The organism is Embleya hyalina (assembly GCF_003967355.1).
GTDB classification, from domain to species: Bacteria; Actinomycetota; Actinomycetes; order Streptomycetales; family Streptomycetaceae; genus Embleya; species Embleya hyalina.
Genome location: NZ_BIFH01000053.1, coordinates 62,399 through 79,697 on the forward strand (window position 1 = coordinate 62,399; position 17,299 = coordinate 79,697).

General features: G+C 67.9%; 6 protein-coding genes and 1 pseudogene. 3 read left to right on the forward strand and 4 right to left on the reverse strand.

The window, feature by feature from the left end; translation table 11 throughout:
- Positions 1-36: 36 nt before the first annotated feature.
- A complete protein-coding gene (locus EMA17_RS47280) occupies positions 37-4,980 on the reverse strand; it encodes an FG-GAP-like repeat-containing protein (protein ID WP_126643418.1) in 4,944 nt (1,647 codons plus the stop codon).
- Positions 4,981-5,579: 599 nt separating this feature from the next.
- Here EMA17_RS47280 and EMA17_RS47285 point away from each other — a divergent pair.
- Complete coding sequence (locus tag EMA17_RS47285) at positions 5,580-12,545, forward strand: polymorphic toxin-type HINT domain-containing protein (RefSeq protein ID WP_126643419.1); 6,966 nt, start codon at positions 5,580-5,582, stop codon at positions 12,543-12,545.
- A 128-nt stretch (positions 12,546-12,673) separates the two neighbouring features.
- A complete protein-coding gene (locus tag EMA17_RS54975; protein WP_246127343.1) occupies positions 12,674-13,378 on the forward strand; it encodes a hypothetical protein in 705 nt (234 codons plus the stop codon).
- Here EMA17_RS54975 and EMA17_RS54980 read toward each other — a convergent pair.
- The 3 genes and pseudogenes from EMA17_RS54980 to EMA17_RS56245 all read right to left on the reverse strand — a co-directional run bounded on the left by EMA17_RS54980 (position 13,375) and on the right by EMA17_RS56245 (position 15,093).
- On the reverse strand, positions 13,375-13,902 hold the full coding sequence (locus EMA17_RS54980) for a hypothetical protein (protein ID WP_246127344.1): 528 nt from the start codon (positions 13,900-13,902) through the stop codon (positions 13,375-13,377). The genes EMA17_RS54975 and EMA17_RS54980 overlap by 4 nt on opposite strands.
- A gap of 310 nt (positions 13,903-14,212) precedes the next feature.
- Positions 14,213-14,380: pseudogene (locus EMA17_RS56410) on the reverse strand (hypothetical protein); the annotation flags it as partial.
- Complete coding sequence (locus tag EMA17_RS56245; protein WP_371863237.1) at positions 14,377-15,093, reverse strand: transposase; 717 nt, start codon at positions 15,091-15,093, stop codon at positions 14,377-14,379. The pseudogene EMA17_RS56410 and the gene EMA17_RS56245, both read right to left, overlap by 4 nt.
- Between EMA17_RS56245 and EMA17_RS47305 the strand changes: the two genes are divergently transcribed.
- Positions 14,976-15,806, forward strand: coding sequence for a leucine-rich repeat domain-containing protein (locus EMA17_RS47305; RefSeq protein WP_246127346.1), 831 nt, complete (start codon positions 14,976-14,978; stop codon positions 15,804-15,806). The genes EMA17_RS56245 and EMA17_RS47305 overlap by 118 nt on opposite strands.
- Positions 15,807-17,299 lie beyond the last annotated feature (1,493 nt).

Here is a 17,299-nt window from a genome sequence, read left to right on the forward strand (position 1 = left end):
GTTGGTGTCGTTGTTCCGGTGGTGTCGTTTGTCGGTTTACCAGGTGCCGGGTGGGGCTCTCCATCCCTGGGCGGGGGCGTTGACGGTTCCGTCGGTGTTGGTGGTGAGGGTGCGGGTGGTGGTGGAGCCGTCTGCCCATTCGTACATCGCCCCGACGTCGGCGCGTTGGTTGCCGTCGAAGTCTCCGGCGAGTGCCTTGGTGTCGTTGTTGGACCATTGTCCGGGTCCGGAGCGCCATTTCTGGACGTCGTTGTCGAAGCCAGCGTCGGGTCGGGCGTGGAAGGTGAACAGTGCGGTGTCGCCGTTCCCGTAGTCGTACATCGCGCCCGTGTCGGCCCGGTGGTCGCCGTCGAAGTCGCCGGCGACGAGTTGTACGTGGTCCCATTCCCAGTTCCCGGCGGGTACGTTCCAGGACTTGACGGGATCGTTGAATCCGCCGTCGGCCCGCGACTTGAGCGTGAACAGGGCGACCGCGCCGCCGCTGGGGCTGCCGTAGCCGTACATGACGGCGATGTCGTCGCGCCCGTCGCCGTCGAAGTCCCCGCTCACGTATTTCCCGCGGGCCTGGCCCCAGTTCCCGGGGCCGCTGCGCCAGCTGGCGAGGGCGTCGTTGAAGGTGCCGTCGGGTTTGGCGGTCCAGGTCCAGGTGCCGGTGTCCTCGTTGCCGTGGTCGTAGATCATCGCGAGGTCGTCGCGGTGGTCGCCGTCGAAGTCGCCGGCGAGGAGGGCGGCCTTGGTCCAGTCCCGGGTGCCGGGTTCGGTGCGGGTGCCGGGGACGCCTTCGTCGAACGTTCCGTCGAGCCGGGCGGCGAAGGTGATCAGGCGGGTGCTGCCGTCGGGGTAGCCGTACAGCGCGGCGACGTCGTTGCGGCCGTCGCCGTTGAAGTCCCCGATCGCGTACTTGGCGCGCGCGTTGTCGAACCAGCCGGGGTGGCTGACCCACGCCTGCCGCGGGGCCCCGACGGTGCCGTCGGCGAGGCCGGGGGAGACGAAGAACGAGGTGGACTCGGATCCGTGGTCGTACGTCGTCAGGATGTCGGCGCGGTGGTCGCCGTCGAAGTCCCCGGTGTATTCGGTGCGTTGGCCGGCGGTGGAGTCGGCGGGGTTGGTGTGTGCGGTGGCGGTGTCCAGGACGGTGGTGTAGCGGATGTAGCCGCCCTGGAAGTCGCTGCGGTGCCCGCCGGCGACGGTGTACTGGTCGCCGGTGGGGAACCCGAGCGGTCCGCCCTCCCAGCCCTGCGCGGCCCAGGTCTGGCGGTCCTTGCCGTAGACCGGCCATGCCCCGGTGGTGGGCGACCAGTACAGGGAGCCGGTGTCCGCGCCGGCGTGCAGGATGCGGAACTGCTGGTAGCGGCCGGGCTGTTTGAGGGTGGTGGGCGAGGCCTCCATGGACGGGAACCCGAGGTCGCCGCGCGCCCCGCCGCCGGCCTGCCAACGGTCGTAGAAGTCCCCGGTGATCGTGTGCGCGCCGGTCCCGCCCGGGCCGCCGGTCCAGGCGATGGCGCCGGTGCCTTCGTTGGTCCCGGCGAAGACGCTCACGGCGCCGACGGGTGTCCCGGCGCCGTCGAGGATGCGGTTCTCGTCGCTGACGGGGTAGCCGAGCGTGCCGTGGGTGCCGCCGTCGGTGAGCCACTTGTTGCGGATGTTGCCGCGTACGGACCAGGCCCCGCCGCTGGTGGGCGCCCAGTGGATCGACGCCCCGGCGGTCGTGGCGTTCGCGTCGGCGCCCTGGAACTCGGCGTACTTGCCCACGCCGTCGGTGTCGGCGAGGACGCCGGTCAGCGGCAGGTTGACCGTGGTGTCGGAACTCTTCAGCAGGTCCTTGTACTTGGCCAGGACCGGCCCGCACAACTGGATCCGACGCGCGGGATCGCCCTTCGCGGCCCCGTTGTCGAACGTCTCGCACACGCTCTCGGGCGTGTCCGCGATCACCGTCGCGGGTTTGAACGCGTGGCCGGTGGCGTCGGGGGTGGTGCCGAGGAAGGTGTAGACGCGTCCGTCGGGCGTGCGGGACCACAGGTCGGGCTTGCCGTCGCCGTCGAGGTCGCCGTCGGAGGTGAGCCGGGGGTGGGCGGCGACGTCGAACCCGGTGCCGATCAGCGTGCGCGCCGCGGCGTCGCCCAAGGCGGTGACGTCGACCGTCACCGCGCCCGTGGTCGGGTTCGTCACGGTCTTGGACGCGTATTGGTAGAGCTTGCCGGTGGTGCGGTCGCGGGCCCACAGGTCGGGGAGCCCGTCGCCGGTGGCGTCACCCGGGGCGATCAGGTCGAGGTTGCGCCAGTCGGCGGTGCCCAGGGGGATCGCCTTGTCGAACTCTCCGGCGCTGGTGTCGCCGTGGAAGAGCCACAGGCTCGCGCTGCCGTCGCCGTTGTTCTCGAGGGTGAGCAGGTCCAGGCGGGCGGCGCGGGTGGGGCTGAGGTCGTTGTCGACGTTGCCGGGGGCGAGGATCTGCCGCACGCGGGACCAGTCGGTCGTGTAGGCGGCGCAGGTGCCGTTGGGGCGGGTGGCGTCGACGCAGGTGTCGGGTCGGGTGACGCCGTCGCGTACCCCGCTGGTGAAGTATTCGCCGTGGGCTCCGGCACCGGCGGTGGCATAGCGGTAGAGCTGTCCGCCCGCGTGGGCGTACAGGTCGTCGTAGGTGATGCCGGCGCCGCCGCGGTGGGTGATCAGCGATCCCGCCCAGCTGGGTTGGTCCTCGGTGCCGGCCGGGCCCTGGAAGGTGCGCGAGGCGATGGTGCCGCCGAGGGCGGGGTCGGTGTTGGTGTTGTACATACGCAGTGCGCCGGTGTCGTCGATGGTGAGCAGGTCGGCGCGTCCGTCGCCGTTGATGTCGCCGAGGACGGGCCGGGCGTCGACGTTCGCCGGGGCGTAGAAGGCGTAGGCCTTCGGTTGCGAGCGGTTCCCGGCCCTGTCCACGGATTGCGCCCACAGCGTGTTGGTGCCCCAGCGCAGCACGGGCAGGGCGTCGGTGCGCCATTTGCCGTCGGTGCCCAGGGTGGCGCGGGCGGCCCAGCCCACGGGGATGGTGCTGCCGAGCGAGTATTCGATGGTGTCCACGCCGGACGCGGCGTCGGTGGCCTTGTCGAAGACGAACACCCCCTTGTCACCAACGGTCTTGCCGCCGCCGGCGACGGGGTAGTCGGTGCTGGTGATCTCGGGCTGCGTGGGCGGTGTGCCGTCGACGGTGAACGTCTGACCGTCGGCGAACGCCGAGGGCACGTCGCCGTCCCCGGTCTGCACGGCCCACCTGTACGTGTGTCCGTCCTGCAGGATCCCCGGTGGGATGTCGGCGCGGGCCTCGTGGCCGCTCGCGCCCTTGGAGATCCATCCAGTGGTGTGGACGACGGGGTTGCCGTTGCCGACCTCGGTGACCACGAAGTTGGCGTCGATGGTCTGCCCGGGGTCGGGGTCGGCGACGGTGGCGTACAGGCTGACGCCGCCGACGGCGGGGTTGACCGCGCCGACGTAGCCGTCGTTCCCGGAGGCGCCGCCGTTGACGGGCACGGGTGTCATCCGCCGGTTGGTGGGCGGGGTCGGCGGGGTGTTGTACTCGATGTAGACGAAATTGTCCGCCGCGGTGCGGGAGAACCGCTTGAAGCCGTTGTTGGCCGTGCTCTGCGGGGATTCCTTCCCGTAGACGCCGAGGGTGATGAACTCCCAGTTCTGGTGGCCGGCGAGGTTGGCGGTGATGTCGAAGTCCACGAGGCGGCTGCCGCAGTGGGACTCGACACGGGAACTGGGCGCCCAGGCGGTGGACCACAGACCGTAGTCGGCCGGCTGGTTGTTCCAGTGCGTGCCGAACGTGAGCGTGTCACTGACCAGATGCAGGTACACGGGCTGGGACACGTCCGGACTGCAGTCGATGACGGCGGAGTCGACCTGGGTGGTGTTGAACGTGACCCGCTTGATCAGCTTGCCGTCCAGGCGCCCCGCCCAGTTGTAGTCCACCCGATAGAACGTGCGCTCCAGACCCGTCTTTTCGCGCCACCGCTGGTAGCCGGCGCCGGGTTGGTAGTCGGTGCGCCCGTAGCCCACGGTGGTGGGGTATGCGTCCTGGGCCCAGCCGTACCAGCTGACGTTGTCGCGCAGCGGCACCCACGGCGGGTCGACGTACACCGGGAACACCGTGTCCGCCGCGTTCAACAGACCCGCGTCCGGAGTGAGCGTGAGCGAGGCACCGGCGACGGACGTCTCCAGCGGCGCGGTCGTGGCATGCGTCCCGGGCCGCCTGTCGGTGGAGACGAGCTGGTCCGCCGGTATCGCGCCGTCGGCGACCTCCGAGGCGTTCGCGGTGCCTGCCGCCTTTGCGGCCGGTGCCTGCTTCGGGGTGGTGCGCGAGTCCCACATCGTCGGCGCGGGCGCGACGAACGCGACGTTCCCGTCGGTGCCCTTGGCCGTCAGCGATCCGTCGCCGCCCTCGGTGACGGCGACGCCGTCGGTGGTCATCCCGAGCCTGAGCGTGGCGAGTTGCGGGTTCTTCGCGGCGGCCGGGGTCTTGACGATCAGCGTATGAGTGAAGCCGCCCTGTTCGCCCGCGGTGACCTTCAGGTCCACATCCGGCAACACCCCGGGATACAGCGCCGCGTCACCGGCGAGCACCGGAGTGGGCAGCGCGGTGGGCCAGGTGAAGGTGAGTTTGCGGCCGCCGTTGGTCATCGACGCCAGCAGCGTGGAGCCTCCACCGCCCAGGGTGAGGTCGCCGGTGGTGGCGCCGGGCCGCACCGTCCCGTCCGCGGCCCGGGCCAGCGTCGGGTCGAGGTCGCGCCAGACACCACTCTTCCTGGTGCGCGACGGTTCCACCGTGCGCTTGAGCACCATCACACCGTCCGGCCTCGCGACCACGGTGTCGGTCTCGGTGGTCAACTCCGGCACCGGCACGGGAACTCCGGTGCGCACAGCCTGCGCTCGCGCACCGGCCTCGGCCGCGGCCTTCGCGTCGGCCGACGGGGCATCCGCAGTGGTGTCTGCAGTGTTGCCCACGGTCGGGACGATGTTCGCGGCGGCGGGTGCGCTGAGCGGCGTGGCTCCGGCAGCGCCGACGGCACACGTCATCGACAGAGTGACGAGTCCGCCGAAGAGTGCCGACAGTCGTCGTGCGTACGGGCGTGGGCGGGGAGGCGGGTGCCCCATGAGGGTGACTCCTCGGGAAAGTTGGGGGTGCGGGGCGCGAGCGCGCATAGATGCGCGGAACGTACCGGTTGGCTGCAAGCCCACACCACGTGGCGCAGATCACATCGACCCGGTAGCCATGTCGATAGGGATCCAAGTCGTCCCCGAGTGCATGCAGATTGCCGAACTATGGATACCAACGGGTGATTTGGCCGCTCGTGGGACTCTCGGGCAGCTGCCGAGGTTGTAGTGACGAAGACCACATCCACCCTTGGGAACTGTCTTTACCCACACCGAACTTGCCGCGTACGGTGCGCTCCGTCTGTGATCTTTCGCCTGTTCGGGGGCGGGATCCGTCCGGGTGGGGGTTGGTCGTCGTGCGTGGTTGGTCGTGGGGATCGAGGAGGTCCCACCGCAGTCGAGGGGCCGGTGCGGCACGCCTGTTCGTGACGGGCGCGACGGTGTTGGCGTTGACGGCGAGCGTGGCCCCGGCCCAGGCCGTCGACTGGATCGAGACCCGCCCCGACACCGAAGGCTGGTCCCCGCGTGACCTGCCCAAGACACCCTCCGTCGGCGGCCACGACGCACCCAAGCCGGACGCGCGCCCGCTCACCGGTGACGGCCACCGCTCGTGGAAGCCCACCGCGACCGCCTGGCCGAAGGCGGCCGAGGCCGAGACCGCCCCGGCGCCCGCGTCCTCGTTCGTCGCGCGGGGAGGATCGTCCCTGCTGGCCGCCCCCACCGGCGGCAATGCCCCCGGCACCCCCGTCTGGATCACCACCCCCACCGCCGCCACCCCCGGCCCCCTGCGCTCGAACACCCACGCCGCACCCCCGAGCGACGCGACGACCACTCCGAGCCGGGTCAAGGTCACCGTCGCCGACCACACCGCCGCCGAGAAGGCCGGCGTCGACGGCGTCCTGATCACCGTCCGCCCCACCGAAGCGGCCTCCAACCCCGGCAAGGTCACGATCGGCGTCGACTACGCGGGCTTCCGCGACGCGTTCGGCGCCGACTGGTCCTCACGCCTGCGCCTGGTGTCGATGCCCGAGTGCGCGCTGACCACACCCGACGCGGCCGAGTGCCGGACCAAGTCCCCGGTCGCGGGCGGACGCAACGACCGCGTCAAGAACCGCGTACTCGCCGATGTCGACTTGTCCGCAACCGCCGCCCGTTCCGCAAACGCAGCCCCGGGCGCGATGTTGCTCGCGGTCACCGCTGACGCGTCGGGCCCGTCCGGCGACTACAAGGCGACCTCGTTGTCCCCGTCCGGTCAGTGGTCGGCGGGCGGCAACTCCGGTTCGATGAACTGGTCGTACGGCATCGCGGTCCCGCCCGCGATCGGCGGCACCGCCCCTGCGCTGAACCTGGCCTACAACTCGGGCAGCGTGGACGGCCGCACGACCTCCACGAACAATCAGGCGTCGTGGATCGGTGAGGGTTGGGAATACTCGCCGGGCTTCGTCGAACGCTCCTACGATTCCTGCGCGCGCGACGGGCAGGACAAGTCCGGCGAGAAGTGCTGGTCGAACCGCAACTCCCTGGCGCTGTCCCTCAACGGCAAGTCCTCCATCCTGGTCCAGGACGACACCGACAAGGCAAAGTGGCGCCTCGAGGGTGACGACGACTCCCGCATCGAACCGCTGACCGGCGCGGTCAACGGCGACGACAACGGCGAGTACTGGCGCCTGACCACCGGCGACGGCATCCAGTACTACTTCGGCGTGGGCCACAGGCCCGGCGGCAACAATCAGGACACCCCCACGAACTCGACCTGGTCCGCGCCCGTCTACGGCAACAACGCGGGCGAACCCTGCAACAAGGCCTCCGGGTTCGACGCGTCGTGGTGCCAGCAGGCCTGGCGCTGGAACCTCGACTACGTCGTCGACCCGCGCGGCGGGATGGTCACCTACTGGTACAACGCCGAGACCAACCGCTACACCCGCGGCGCGATTCTCGTCGGCTCCGGCACCCTGACCGAGTACACCCGCGGCGGCACCCTCGCGAGGATCACCTACGGTTCGAAGCAGACCGACACCGCGCAGCCCACCGCCCAGGTCCTCTTCGATACGGCGGAGCGCTGCCTGAAGAAGGACGGCTTCGACTGCGACCCGGCCAAGATGACCAAGGCCAACGCCGCCAAGTGGCCGGACGTGCCCGTCGACAAGCAGTGCGCCGCCACGGGCAAGTGCGAGGAGTACGGCCAGTCGTTCTTCTCCACCCGCCGTCTCACGAAGATCACCACGCAGTCCCTGGTTGGCTCGACGTACCGGACGGTCGACGAGTACGCCCTCGACCAGGACTACCCGGACCCGCAGGACGGCTCCTCCCCGACGCTGTGGCTGAACTCGATCACCCGCACCGCCTGGGACGGCACCAACAAGATCGACGTCCCCTCGGTCGACTTCGTCGGCCAGTTCATGCCCAACCGCGTCGACGCCGGCGGCGACCTCGCCCCGCCGATGAACCGCCGCCGCCTGAAGGGCATCACCAACGAGACCGGCGGCCAGACCACGGTCACCTACAACGATCCCGAGTGCACCCCGGCCACGCTGCCCACCCCGGACGCCAACACCAATGCGTGCTACCCGATGTGGTGGAACTACGACGAGGACTCCGAGCCGGTCCTGCACTGGTTCCACAAGTACACCGTCGCCGAGGTCACCGAACACGACATCGACACCACCACCCCCAACCGCTCCACCCGGTACGAGTACGTCGGCGGCGCAGCCTGGCACCGCGACGACGCCGAGCTCACCGAGGACAAGGAAGCCTCACGCCCCAAGAGCAAGGACCGCCGCACCTGGAACCAGTACCGCGGCTACGGCCAAGTCGTCACCCGCTCCGGCAACCCGTCGAAGGATCCGGTCACGCAGTCCGCGACGTTCTACCTGCGCGGCATGGACGCCGACGTGAAAAAGGACGGCACCAAACGCGCCCTCACGCTGATCGACTCCACCGGTGCCACCCTCGTCGACGCGAACCAACACGCAGGTTTCGCCTACGAGACCCAGACGTTCACCGGCGCGGGCGGCTCCGTCGCGGCCACGTCTCTGAACACCCCGTTCTCCTCGGCGGTCACCGCCAGTCATGCCCGAGCCCGCAGCCTGCCCCCGCTCGAGGCCCGACGCACCGCCACTTCCAGGTCCCGCGCTCGCAGTCTCCTCGCAGACGCCGTCACCTGGCGTGAGACGTCCAAGACCACCACCTTCGAACCCCTCCACGGCCTCCCGGAGACGGTGTCGGATAAGGCCGACGGCCTGCCCGAGTACTGCACCAAGACCACCTACGCGCACAACACCGCAGCGTGGATCATCGGCAAACCCGTCGAGACGATCTCCCTGGTCGGCACCTGCGACACCACCAAGAGCAAGGACACCGTCTACGCCTGGGCCCGCACCCTCTACGACAACAAGCCGTACGGCGAGGTCGGCTCCATCGGCGACACCACCTCCACCGACGCCGTGATCGACTACAAGGCCGACGGCACCCCCAACTGGGTCACCACCGCGAAGTCCGAGTTCGACGCGTACGGTCGCGTCACTAAGGCCACCGACGCCGAGAACAAGACCACCACCACGGCGTACACTCCTGCCGCCGGCGGCCTGCCCACCACGGTCGCCGTCACCGGCCCCACCGGCTGGACCGCCTCGACCACCTACGCAGGGGCCCGCAACCTTCCCGTCAAGGCCGTCGACGTCAACGGCCTGGCGGTGGAGCAGGAGTACGACGTACTCGGCCGGTTGATCGCCGTGTGGAAGCCTGGCCATACCAAGGCGGACAACGCGGACCTGCAGTTCGCATACGCCCCCAGCAAGACCGGCCCGTCCGTGGTCACCACCCGCACCCTGAAAACCGACAAGAAGTACGCGGTCTCGCACCGGATCCTTAACAGCTTCCTCCAGGAACGCCAGACCCAGTCGAGCACCGCCAACGACGACTTCGGCCGGCTGATCACCGACACCTTCCACGACAGCCTCGGTCGCCCGATTAAGACCAACCAGCCCTACCTGAACACCACCTCGAACCCGGGCACGACCGTCTTCGTCGGCAACGACAACGAAGTCCACGGCCAGAACGCGGTCGTCTACGACGGCCAGGGCCGCACCACCGCCCAGACGTTCTCCTCCAAGGGCATCGAACAGTGGCGCACCACCACCACCTACGCCGGCGCCGACGAAACCCGCGTCACCCCACCCACCGGCGGCGCCGCGACCCTGTCCATCTCCGACGCCCGCGGCAAGCCGAAGGAACTGCGCGAGTACAACGGCGGCACCCCGACCGGCGACGACTACTCCAAGATCACCTACACCTACACCCCACGCGGGGAACTCCAGAAGGTCACCGACGCGGGCGGCAACACCTGGACCTACACCTACGACTTCCTTGGCCGCAAAACCCACGTCGAAGACCCCGACAAGGGCCCCTCCGACACCCGCTACGACCTGGTCGGCCGCGTGATCGGCATCACCGACGCCCGAGGCCAAAACCTCGCATATACGTATGATGCGCTCGGCCGAAAGACCGCGAGCTACAAGGACTCGGTCGCCGACACGAACCTCCTCGCTGAGTGGACCTACGACCGCTACGCAAAGGGCCAGGCTGACGGCTCCTCCCGCTACGTCGGCGGTAAAACCGGCGCGAAGTACACGAACGAGATCACCGGATTTGAACCCGGCACCTACCGCCCCACCGGCACCCGCACAACCATCCCCCCGGCCGAGGGCAAACTCGCTGGCATCTACACCATTGCCACCCGATACGAACCGGTCCTGGGCCTCCCGGTGGCCACAGACCTCCCCGCCCAGGCCGGTCTCCCCGCCGAGACGCTGCGCAGCACCTACACCACCCAGGGACTACGGACCAAACTCGGCGGCGAGCGGGCCTACCTCAACCGCGCCCTCTACGACGCCTTCGGCGGCAACACCCGCGCCACCCTCGGCGACAGCCCCCTGCAGGCCGCCTTCACCAGCACCTACGACCCCGCCACGGGCCGCCTGCTGTCCACCAACTGGGACAAGGAAACCGGCACCACCGCAAGCGTCGATGCCGCGTCCTACACCTACAAGCCCAACGGCGACGTCACCTCCGTCAAAGCCGTCCGCGACGGCACCACCACCGACACACAATGCTTCGCCTACGACGGCCACCGCCGCCTGAAGGAAGCCTGGACCGACACCGCCGGTACCACCACCCTGCCCGCTCCCAACGTCCCCGGCATCGGCGGCTGCACCACCCAGACCCCGACCCCGTCCACGGTTGGCGGCCCGGACGCGTACTGGCAGTCCTTCGACTACGACATCGTCGGCAACCGCACCAAACTCGTCGACCACGACGCGACCGACGACCCGACGAAGAACGTCACCACGGAGTACGGCTACCGCGCGGGCACCACGTCCACGGACCGCACCCACCGCCTGGACACCGTCACCGTCAAGACCGGCACCCGCGAAGCGGTCACCACTGGTCTGACCTACGACCAGGCAGGCAACACCAAGACCCGCCCCGCCGCCGACTCCAACCTCCAGACCCTCACCTGGAACGAAGAAGACAAGCTCACGGCGGTCGCCTCCGCCACCGGCACCAGCGAATACCTCCACGATGCCGACGGCAATCGCATCATCCGCCGCGAAGCCGGCAAAACCACGCTCTACCTCGGCACCGACGAACTCACCACCAACACCGACCAATCCGGCTCCGTCGTCGGCACCCGCTACTACCCCACGGCAGGCGGCGCCACCGTCGTCCGCAACGGCCCGGCCACGCTCACCTACATGGCTGCGGACCACCACGGCACCCCCACGAGCACTCTCGATGCCGCCACCCTCGCGGCCACGCGTCGCCAGTCCAAGCCTTTCGGCGAACCCCGCGGTCCCCAGCCCACCCAGGCCAACGGCCAATGGCCCGACGACAAGGGCTTCCTCGGCAAGCCCATGGACGCCACCGGCCTTACCCACGTCGGCGCCCGCGAATACGACCCGACTCTCGGCCGCTTCATCAGCGTCGACCCGATCATGGATCTCACCGACGCTCAACAGATGCACGGCTATACCTACTCGAGTAACTCCCCACTCACCTATAGCGATCCCAGCGGTGCCCGCGAAATATGCGGAGTCCTTGGTGTGAACGACTGCGGCGACTTCCAGCCACAGCCAGGAAACGCCAGCTCTCCTTCCAACCCTCCTGCAGCCCCTGCACAGCCGGTCAACAACGCGACCCGGACAGCTGACAGTAGCGGCTGTAGCAACTGGGTGGCTTTGAACTGTGGTCGGGTCAAGCCCATCACTCCACCCACGATGACGAAGGGGAAGGTCACTCCCAAACGCTCCGGATTTATGAAGTTCGTGGCCGGTTTCGGCTCGGGGGTCGCAGACCTTATCGACACGCCATGCAGGATCGCCGACAGTTTCGGCGCGGACATCGAGTGTGGATCCAAGGCCCTCGAAAAGCAGATGGAAAGTGAGGGCTTCAAGACCGACCTCAGCGCTTGCGCCCAGGTGAAAGGCTGTGACGACTCGTGGCAGTTGGGTAAGAAAACCGAAAACTCCACTGAGTTGCTGATGGACTTGGGGGCTCTCACGAAGGTGAAAGGAATGAATCCTTGCACTCACAGCTTCGTCCCCGACACCGAAGTCCAGATGGCCGATGGTTCGCTGAAAAAGATCAAGGACATCCAACCAGGCGACGAAGTCCTTGCAACCAACCCCGAAACGGGTGCATCTAAGCCTCGCATTGTCCTTGCCTCCATCACTACCGAAGATGATAAGGAATTCGCCGACCTCACCGTTAAGGTTGACAACGACGACGCCTCCATCATCACCACCATGAATCATCCCTTCTGGGTTCCCGAACTACGGCACTGGGTCAACGCAGGTGACTTGCAGGCAGGTCAGTGGCTGCAGACTTCGGCCGGTACGTGGGCCCAGGTCAGCGCCATTCGCCACTTTCGCAAACAACAGCGAACCCATGATCTCACCGTTGATGACGACCATACGTACTATGTGCGGGCTGGTGCGACCGCAGTATTGGTTCACAACATCAGTTCGGAGCAGTGTCGGGGCGCTGTGCAGCAAATGGACCACGTGACGTCAGGAGTCCTAGACATCCAGGTGGATGTCGTCCCGTTCGGGAGCGGCCCTCGTTCGGGCGGATTCGTTGACGATATGGGCGACTGGGTACCCGGCATGACGCAGTCGAATTTTCATCACGTCGAGATGCAGGCTGCGGCCTATATGCGCCGCAACGATATTAAGCGCGGAGTGCTTTATATAAACCATCCGGACGGTATATGTCAATTTTGCAACGGATCGGCGTATACGCGTCCGGGCGGTCCTCCGGTCAGGCCAATTGAGGACGCACTTCCGACGGGTGCCCAAATGTGGGTCTACAATCAAGATGGACGTTTCCTCGGTAGATTCACGGGGAACTACCGCTAGTCGTGGCTGAAGTGATTCGGCAAGCTGCGCCAGATGCCCTGCCGAAACATTTTTCAGTGGAATGTGTATCGGTATGGCAACTATTATTATGCGAGGCGAGGTGAATCCATGGCGTATGATCGGGGATCATGGACGAACTACTTTCAATTGAGTCGGATAGTGTCAGGCGTTTCCTCCGGCGCTGGTACGGCACCGTAGAGGTTGTGAACGACGTTCACCTCGACACTAGCTCCTGTGTGCCTGCCGAGCTGATTGAGTGGCACGCGGCGGCAGCGCATGCTCGTGGCCCGGTGACGTTCCAGGATCGGCCCGTTGCGCCTCGAGACCTTGCGCCGGACGCGCGAGGCATGCTCGAATTCTGGGTTGAGAATCAGAACGGCTATTTCTGGGCCATCGATCTCAATGATGATGCACTTCAGGTTTTCTCCAGAGAGGCAGGAGAGAGCGGTTGGGCGGGAACAGGTGAGGCTCTCGGCGATTTTCTTCTGCATTGTACCGTGCGGGAGGCTGTCATCGGGGGTGCATCCAAGTTCACTAACTTTGTTGATATTTCCGAGGTTAACGATGCTCTGGAGTCGTTTGAGCCGTTGAAGTTTGTAGCGCTCTGCAGTGAAGAGCCTCAGGTCAGGCTGTGGTGTAGCGAGGATGCGTTGGTTCGCATGACACCCCCGCCGACAGGATATGCGACTCCCGATGAGGGGCGATGGATGCTAACTTTTGCGACTCCATCTGATTATTCTATCGAGCGGTATGCGTCCCGGTTCGGCCTTAAGGGTTTGGCCGAGCTCGAGTCTGCTCGGGTGGAGCTTCCGTACGAGCCGCCGCCGTTTTAGCGCAGTGTCCGACCCCGGCAGTGGGGATGCATCGGGACTGTCGTCGAGTTCGTCGAGGCTCTCCTCGCCCTTCCCCGGGACGGTGGCACGCTCCGGTCCTTCGTGCACGGAGCGTGCCGGTGGGGGGTCCGGGTGGGCGTGCCGCAGGCGAGGAGGCGTTGTTCGGCACGGGTGGCGCGTCCGGTGTGGGCGCGGCGCATGGGCCGGTCGAGGGCGTCGGCGAGGTTCGCTTCGTGGATGTCGGCGTCGGTGTGGGGGCCGGCGGTGGCACGCACGTACCGCCGGGTGCGTTCGTCGAACGGGTGGTGGGTGTGGTCGCGGTGGATCCAGGGGATCTCGGTCAACTCGCCGTCGGGCAGGCGTACCCACACCTGGCGGCCGTCGTGGGGGTTGTGGTGGACCTCCCACTTCCCGCCGCGGGCGACGATCCCGGAGGACTGCCCGCGAAGCGGGCCCGGCACCTCGTGGTCGTAGGTGCGGTGGTCGATGCGGATCCCGCGTTCGGTGATCGCCTGCCATCGCACCGGTAGCAACTCGAGGTAGTCGCCGCGGCTCAGCGGTACCGTGCACGTATCCGCCCGCCGCGACCATGGCGGCCCACATCCGGTTCGGCGCCGGCGCGATCCCGGGCATCACCGGATGGCGTAGTCCTTCGTGGGGGCGGTGGTGCCGGTGCACGAGCCGTTCGTCGAGCAGGTCCTGCAACCGGGCGACGCTGAAACACGCCTCACGCCCGGCGTCTGTGCCGCGTCGGCCGGCGTCGGAGCCGGTGTACCCGGGAAGGTGTCGGCAGAACGGGGAGTTGATCGACCCGAAGGCGCGCTCGACGATGCCCTTGGCCGTCGGCGTGTACGGCGGGGCGGGCTGCACGCCGATCCCGAGCGTCTCGCACGCGGCGGTGAACGCCCTCGACAGGAAGACCCTTCCCCGGTCCACGACGACGGTCTCCGGTACGACGACCGGCCGGGGGGCAGCGCCCCCGAGGTGTTCGTCCAACGTCATCGGCCGATCGCGGGCGAACAACCGGGCGCGGGCGAAGCGCAACACGTCGGGCCATGTCGGCCGGGCGGGACGGGGGACGGCCGTCTCTGCGGGCGACGGCGCCGCGTCCACCGCCCTGGTCTCGCCCGGTTACGGCACCGCCGCCGGGATTGCCCCGGCCCATCGTTCCGTTTCCTTGACACTTCGGCTGTCCACGATCCCGGAGCCTGGGGTCGGATCACGGCCCCGACCGGCGCGTTCCCGCTCCCGGGAGCGCCCGGGATCGCCCCCGATCGTCCCTCGGTCCGCCACCTGCGCCCGTGGCGGTGGACCGTCCGGTACGGCGAGAAGTCGTGCCGAGGCAGGCGCCATGCGCAGCAGGCCGGAAGCCGATACGAGAGCGCGTTGGGGATCTCGCGTCGGGGATGCCCGGTCGATCTCCCGGCCTCGGCGGCGGCACGAGAGGGGCGAGGACCTCCCGTTCCACGTCGGACGGCGCGCGGCCCGACCACGATCCGCACCCCCTCAGAGACAGGCGACCACCGACTCGGCTTCCCTGAACGACCCTTCCGGACCCCCTCTACGTCTCCCCGGCCGTGACGTCTACTGTGAGCCGATGAGTGAGGACTCGAAGCCGCAGGTGTTTCCCAACCGGTGGGCCGATGCCACCGGGCCCGGCGATCGGGGTCCGGCGCGCGAGAGATGCGGGTGTATCGAATACGCCTCCCGGACACAGTCGCCGACCCGTTTCCATCCCGAACGTCAGGACACCACCGCACCGGGATGGATCCGCCTTCTCGAACTGATCGAAGAGGCCGCGGCCGACGGACGGGAGGTCTTCAAGCCGCTGGTGGAACTCACCGCGGAGCAGCGGCGCCAGGTCGTTACGCTCCCGGCGACCATCGCCGAACTCACCTCGGTGAAACACCTCGTGCTGTACGGCAGCAACCTGGTGCGTATCCCACCCGAGATCGGTGCGATGACGAGCCTCGAGGAGTTCACCCCGTACACCTCGTACCGCCTGCACTGGTTCCCGTACGAGATCACCCGGTGCCTCAATCTTCGGCGCAGCACGGTCAGCTCCCGTGCCGTCTACGGCAACTACAAGCAGCGGCCGCCGTTTCCGCCGCTCCGGGCCGCGGCAACCGATGATCGGGCCGCGGACCTCGACGACGTCGACCCCGGGGTGTGGGGCGCGACCGCGATCCGCACGTGCAGCGTCTGCGACGAGCGTGTCCACGGTGCGAACCTGCGCCAGGTGTGGATCTCACTGTGGACATCCGGCGCCGACGTGCTGCCCTTGCTGGTCAACGCCTGTTCGACGGCCTGCGTCGATGCGCTGCCCGCACCGACCGAGGGCTACGTCCCGACGCCGCACACCGGCGGGCCGGACATCGGCCAGCCGCCGGCAAGTTTCTCCCCACCCCGGCTGAAGCGTAGCGAATAGCGTCCGGTCGTCGGCGCCGCCGGCGACGTGCTCGATCCCGTCCGCACTCGCATGTGTGCTCGCTGCCGTCAAACCACCCGTGCCACAGGACGTGGAAGATACGGGGGAGAACTTCGAGCGGGTCGCCGACCACCTCGATGCCTTCGATCGGTGGCCGTTCTCGTGTGAACGCCCGGAACGCCGAGGCCATCAGCCCCGGGCGACCCCCGATACCGGGGATGTCGATACCCGGCCAGCCACCGCGGGTTCGCCGCCGACACCCGATCCGGCCGCCCCAACTGCCGATGGACCCAGCCGACCCGCGTACACGCCCCGGCCATCACCGCCGCGGCCTGCAGCGCTCGCAGCCCGCCCGCGCCGGGCGAGCCCGGGCAGTCGGCCGGCCGAGCGGGCTGTCCCCGTGGCGGGCGAAGAGATGCGGTACTCACGAGCGTTGTCCCGTCTCGTTGAAGTTGTGTGATCTGTAGGTGTTTGACCTGTAGTGCTGTAGATACAGCGAGACGGACGTTTCGGGTCCTGTCGGGGGTTGATCTTGATGCGGCGTTCTTGTTTTTGCAGGTGATGGGGATGTTTCTGGTTGATCTTGCAGATGAAATGAGATTTATGCAGGGGTGCCGAGACGGCTTATCTGGCTTTCGGGGACGCCACTATGCCCGACACCGGCCACGCGGGACTCGATACCGTCCTGACCGCCGCTGACCTGGTCACCGGCAACGCGATGCGCTTCGGCAGCGCCCGGAGCAGTTGCTCACCTCTGGGGACGATCACCGAACCCGTGTCGGTGGCCACCGCGTCGCCGCGTCCGCGGCCTTCCCCGCGCTGCTCCCGGCGATCGAGCGCACCTACACCTTCGAACGCACAGGACGGCAGGCCCGCCACACCGTGCTGCTCACCGACGGCGGCGTCTACGACAACCTCGGTACAGGCTCGCTCGAGCCGGGCCGCTCAACGACCTTCACCCCGCATGTCGATGACGATTGCACGAATGGGCTGCCGCCGGACGTATCGACGGATTCACCCTGGCCTGTCTCGGCATGCGCGACGACCGCCTGCCGGCCCCGGTCCACGACCTCGTCCCCCAGGAGCAAGTGGCCCTTTACGGGACCGACTTCGCAGCAATGAGCGAGAACCACCCGCGGGCACCGGCCACCCGTGGCGAACAACTGATTCGCGTGCTTCTCCCCACTTACTGCCCGCACTTGCAGTAAATGCTCATGGCGCGGTCGGAAGGTGGACGGGAAGGCTCGGATACGCCACGCGCACGATTGTCACGGCCCGCGCAGATGCATGGGAGCCGTGTGGTCGGGCAGTGGGAGGCGGGCGGTGGTGATCGTCCACGTGTTCACGGGAAGGCCCTTCGGTGCGGGACCGCAGTCACGGACCCGAGGGGCGCGGTCACGTGTCGAGGAACGATGCGGCTTCGCGGAGGACGTCCTCCGTGATGGCTTCGCCGCCTTCCTCGATGGCGATCTGAGCGGCCTGGGAGATCAGGG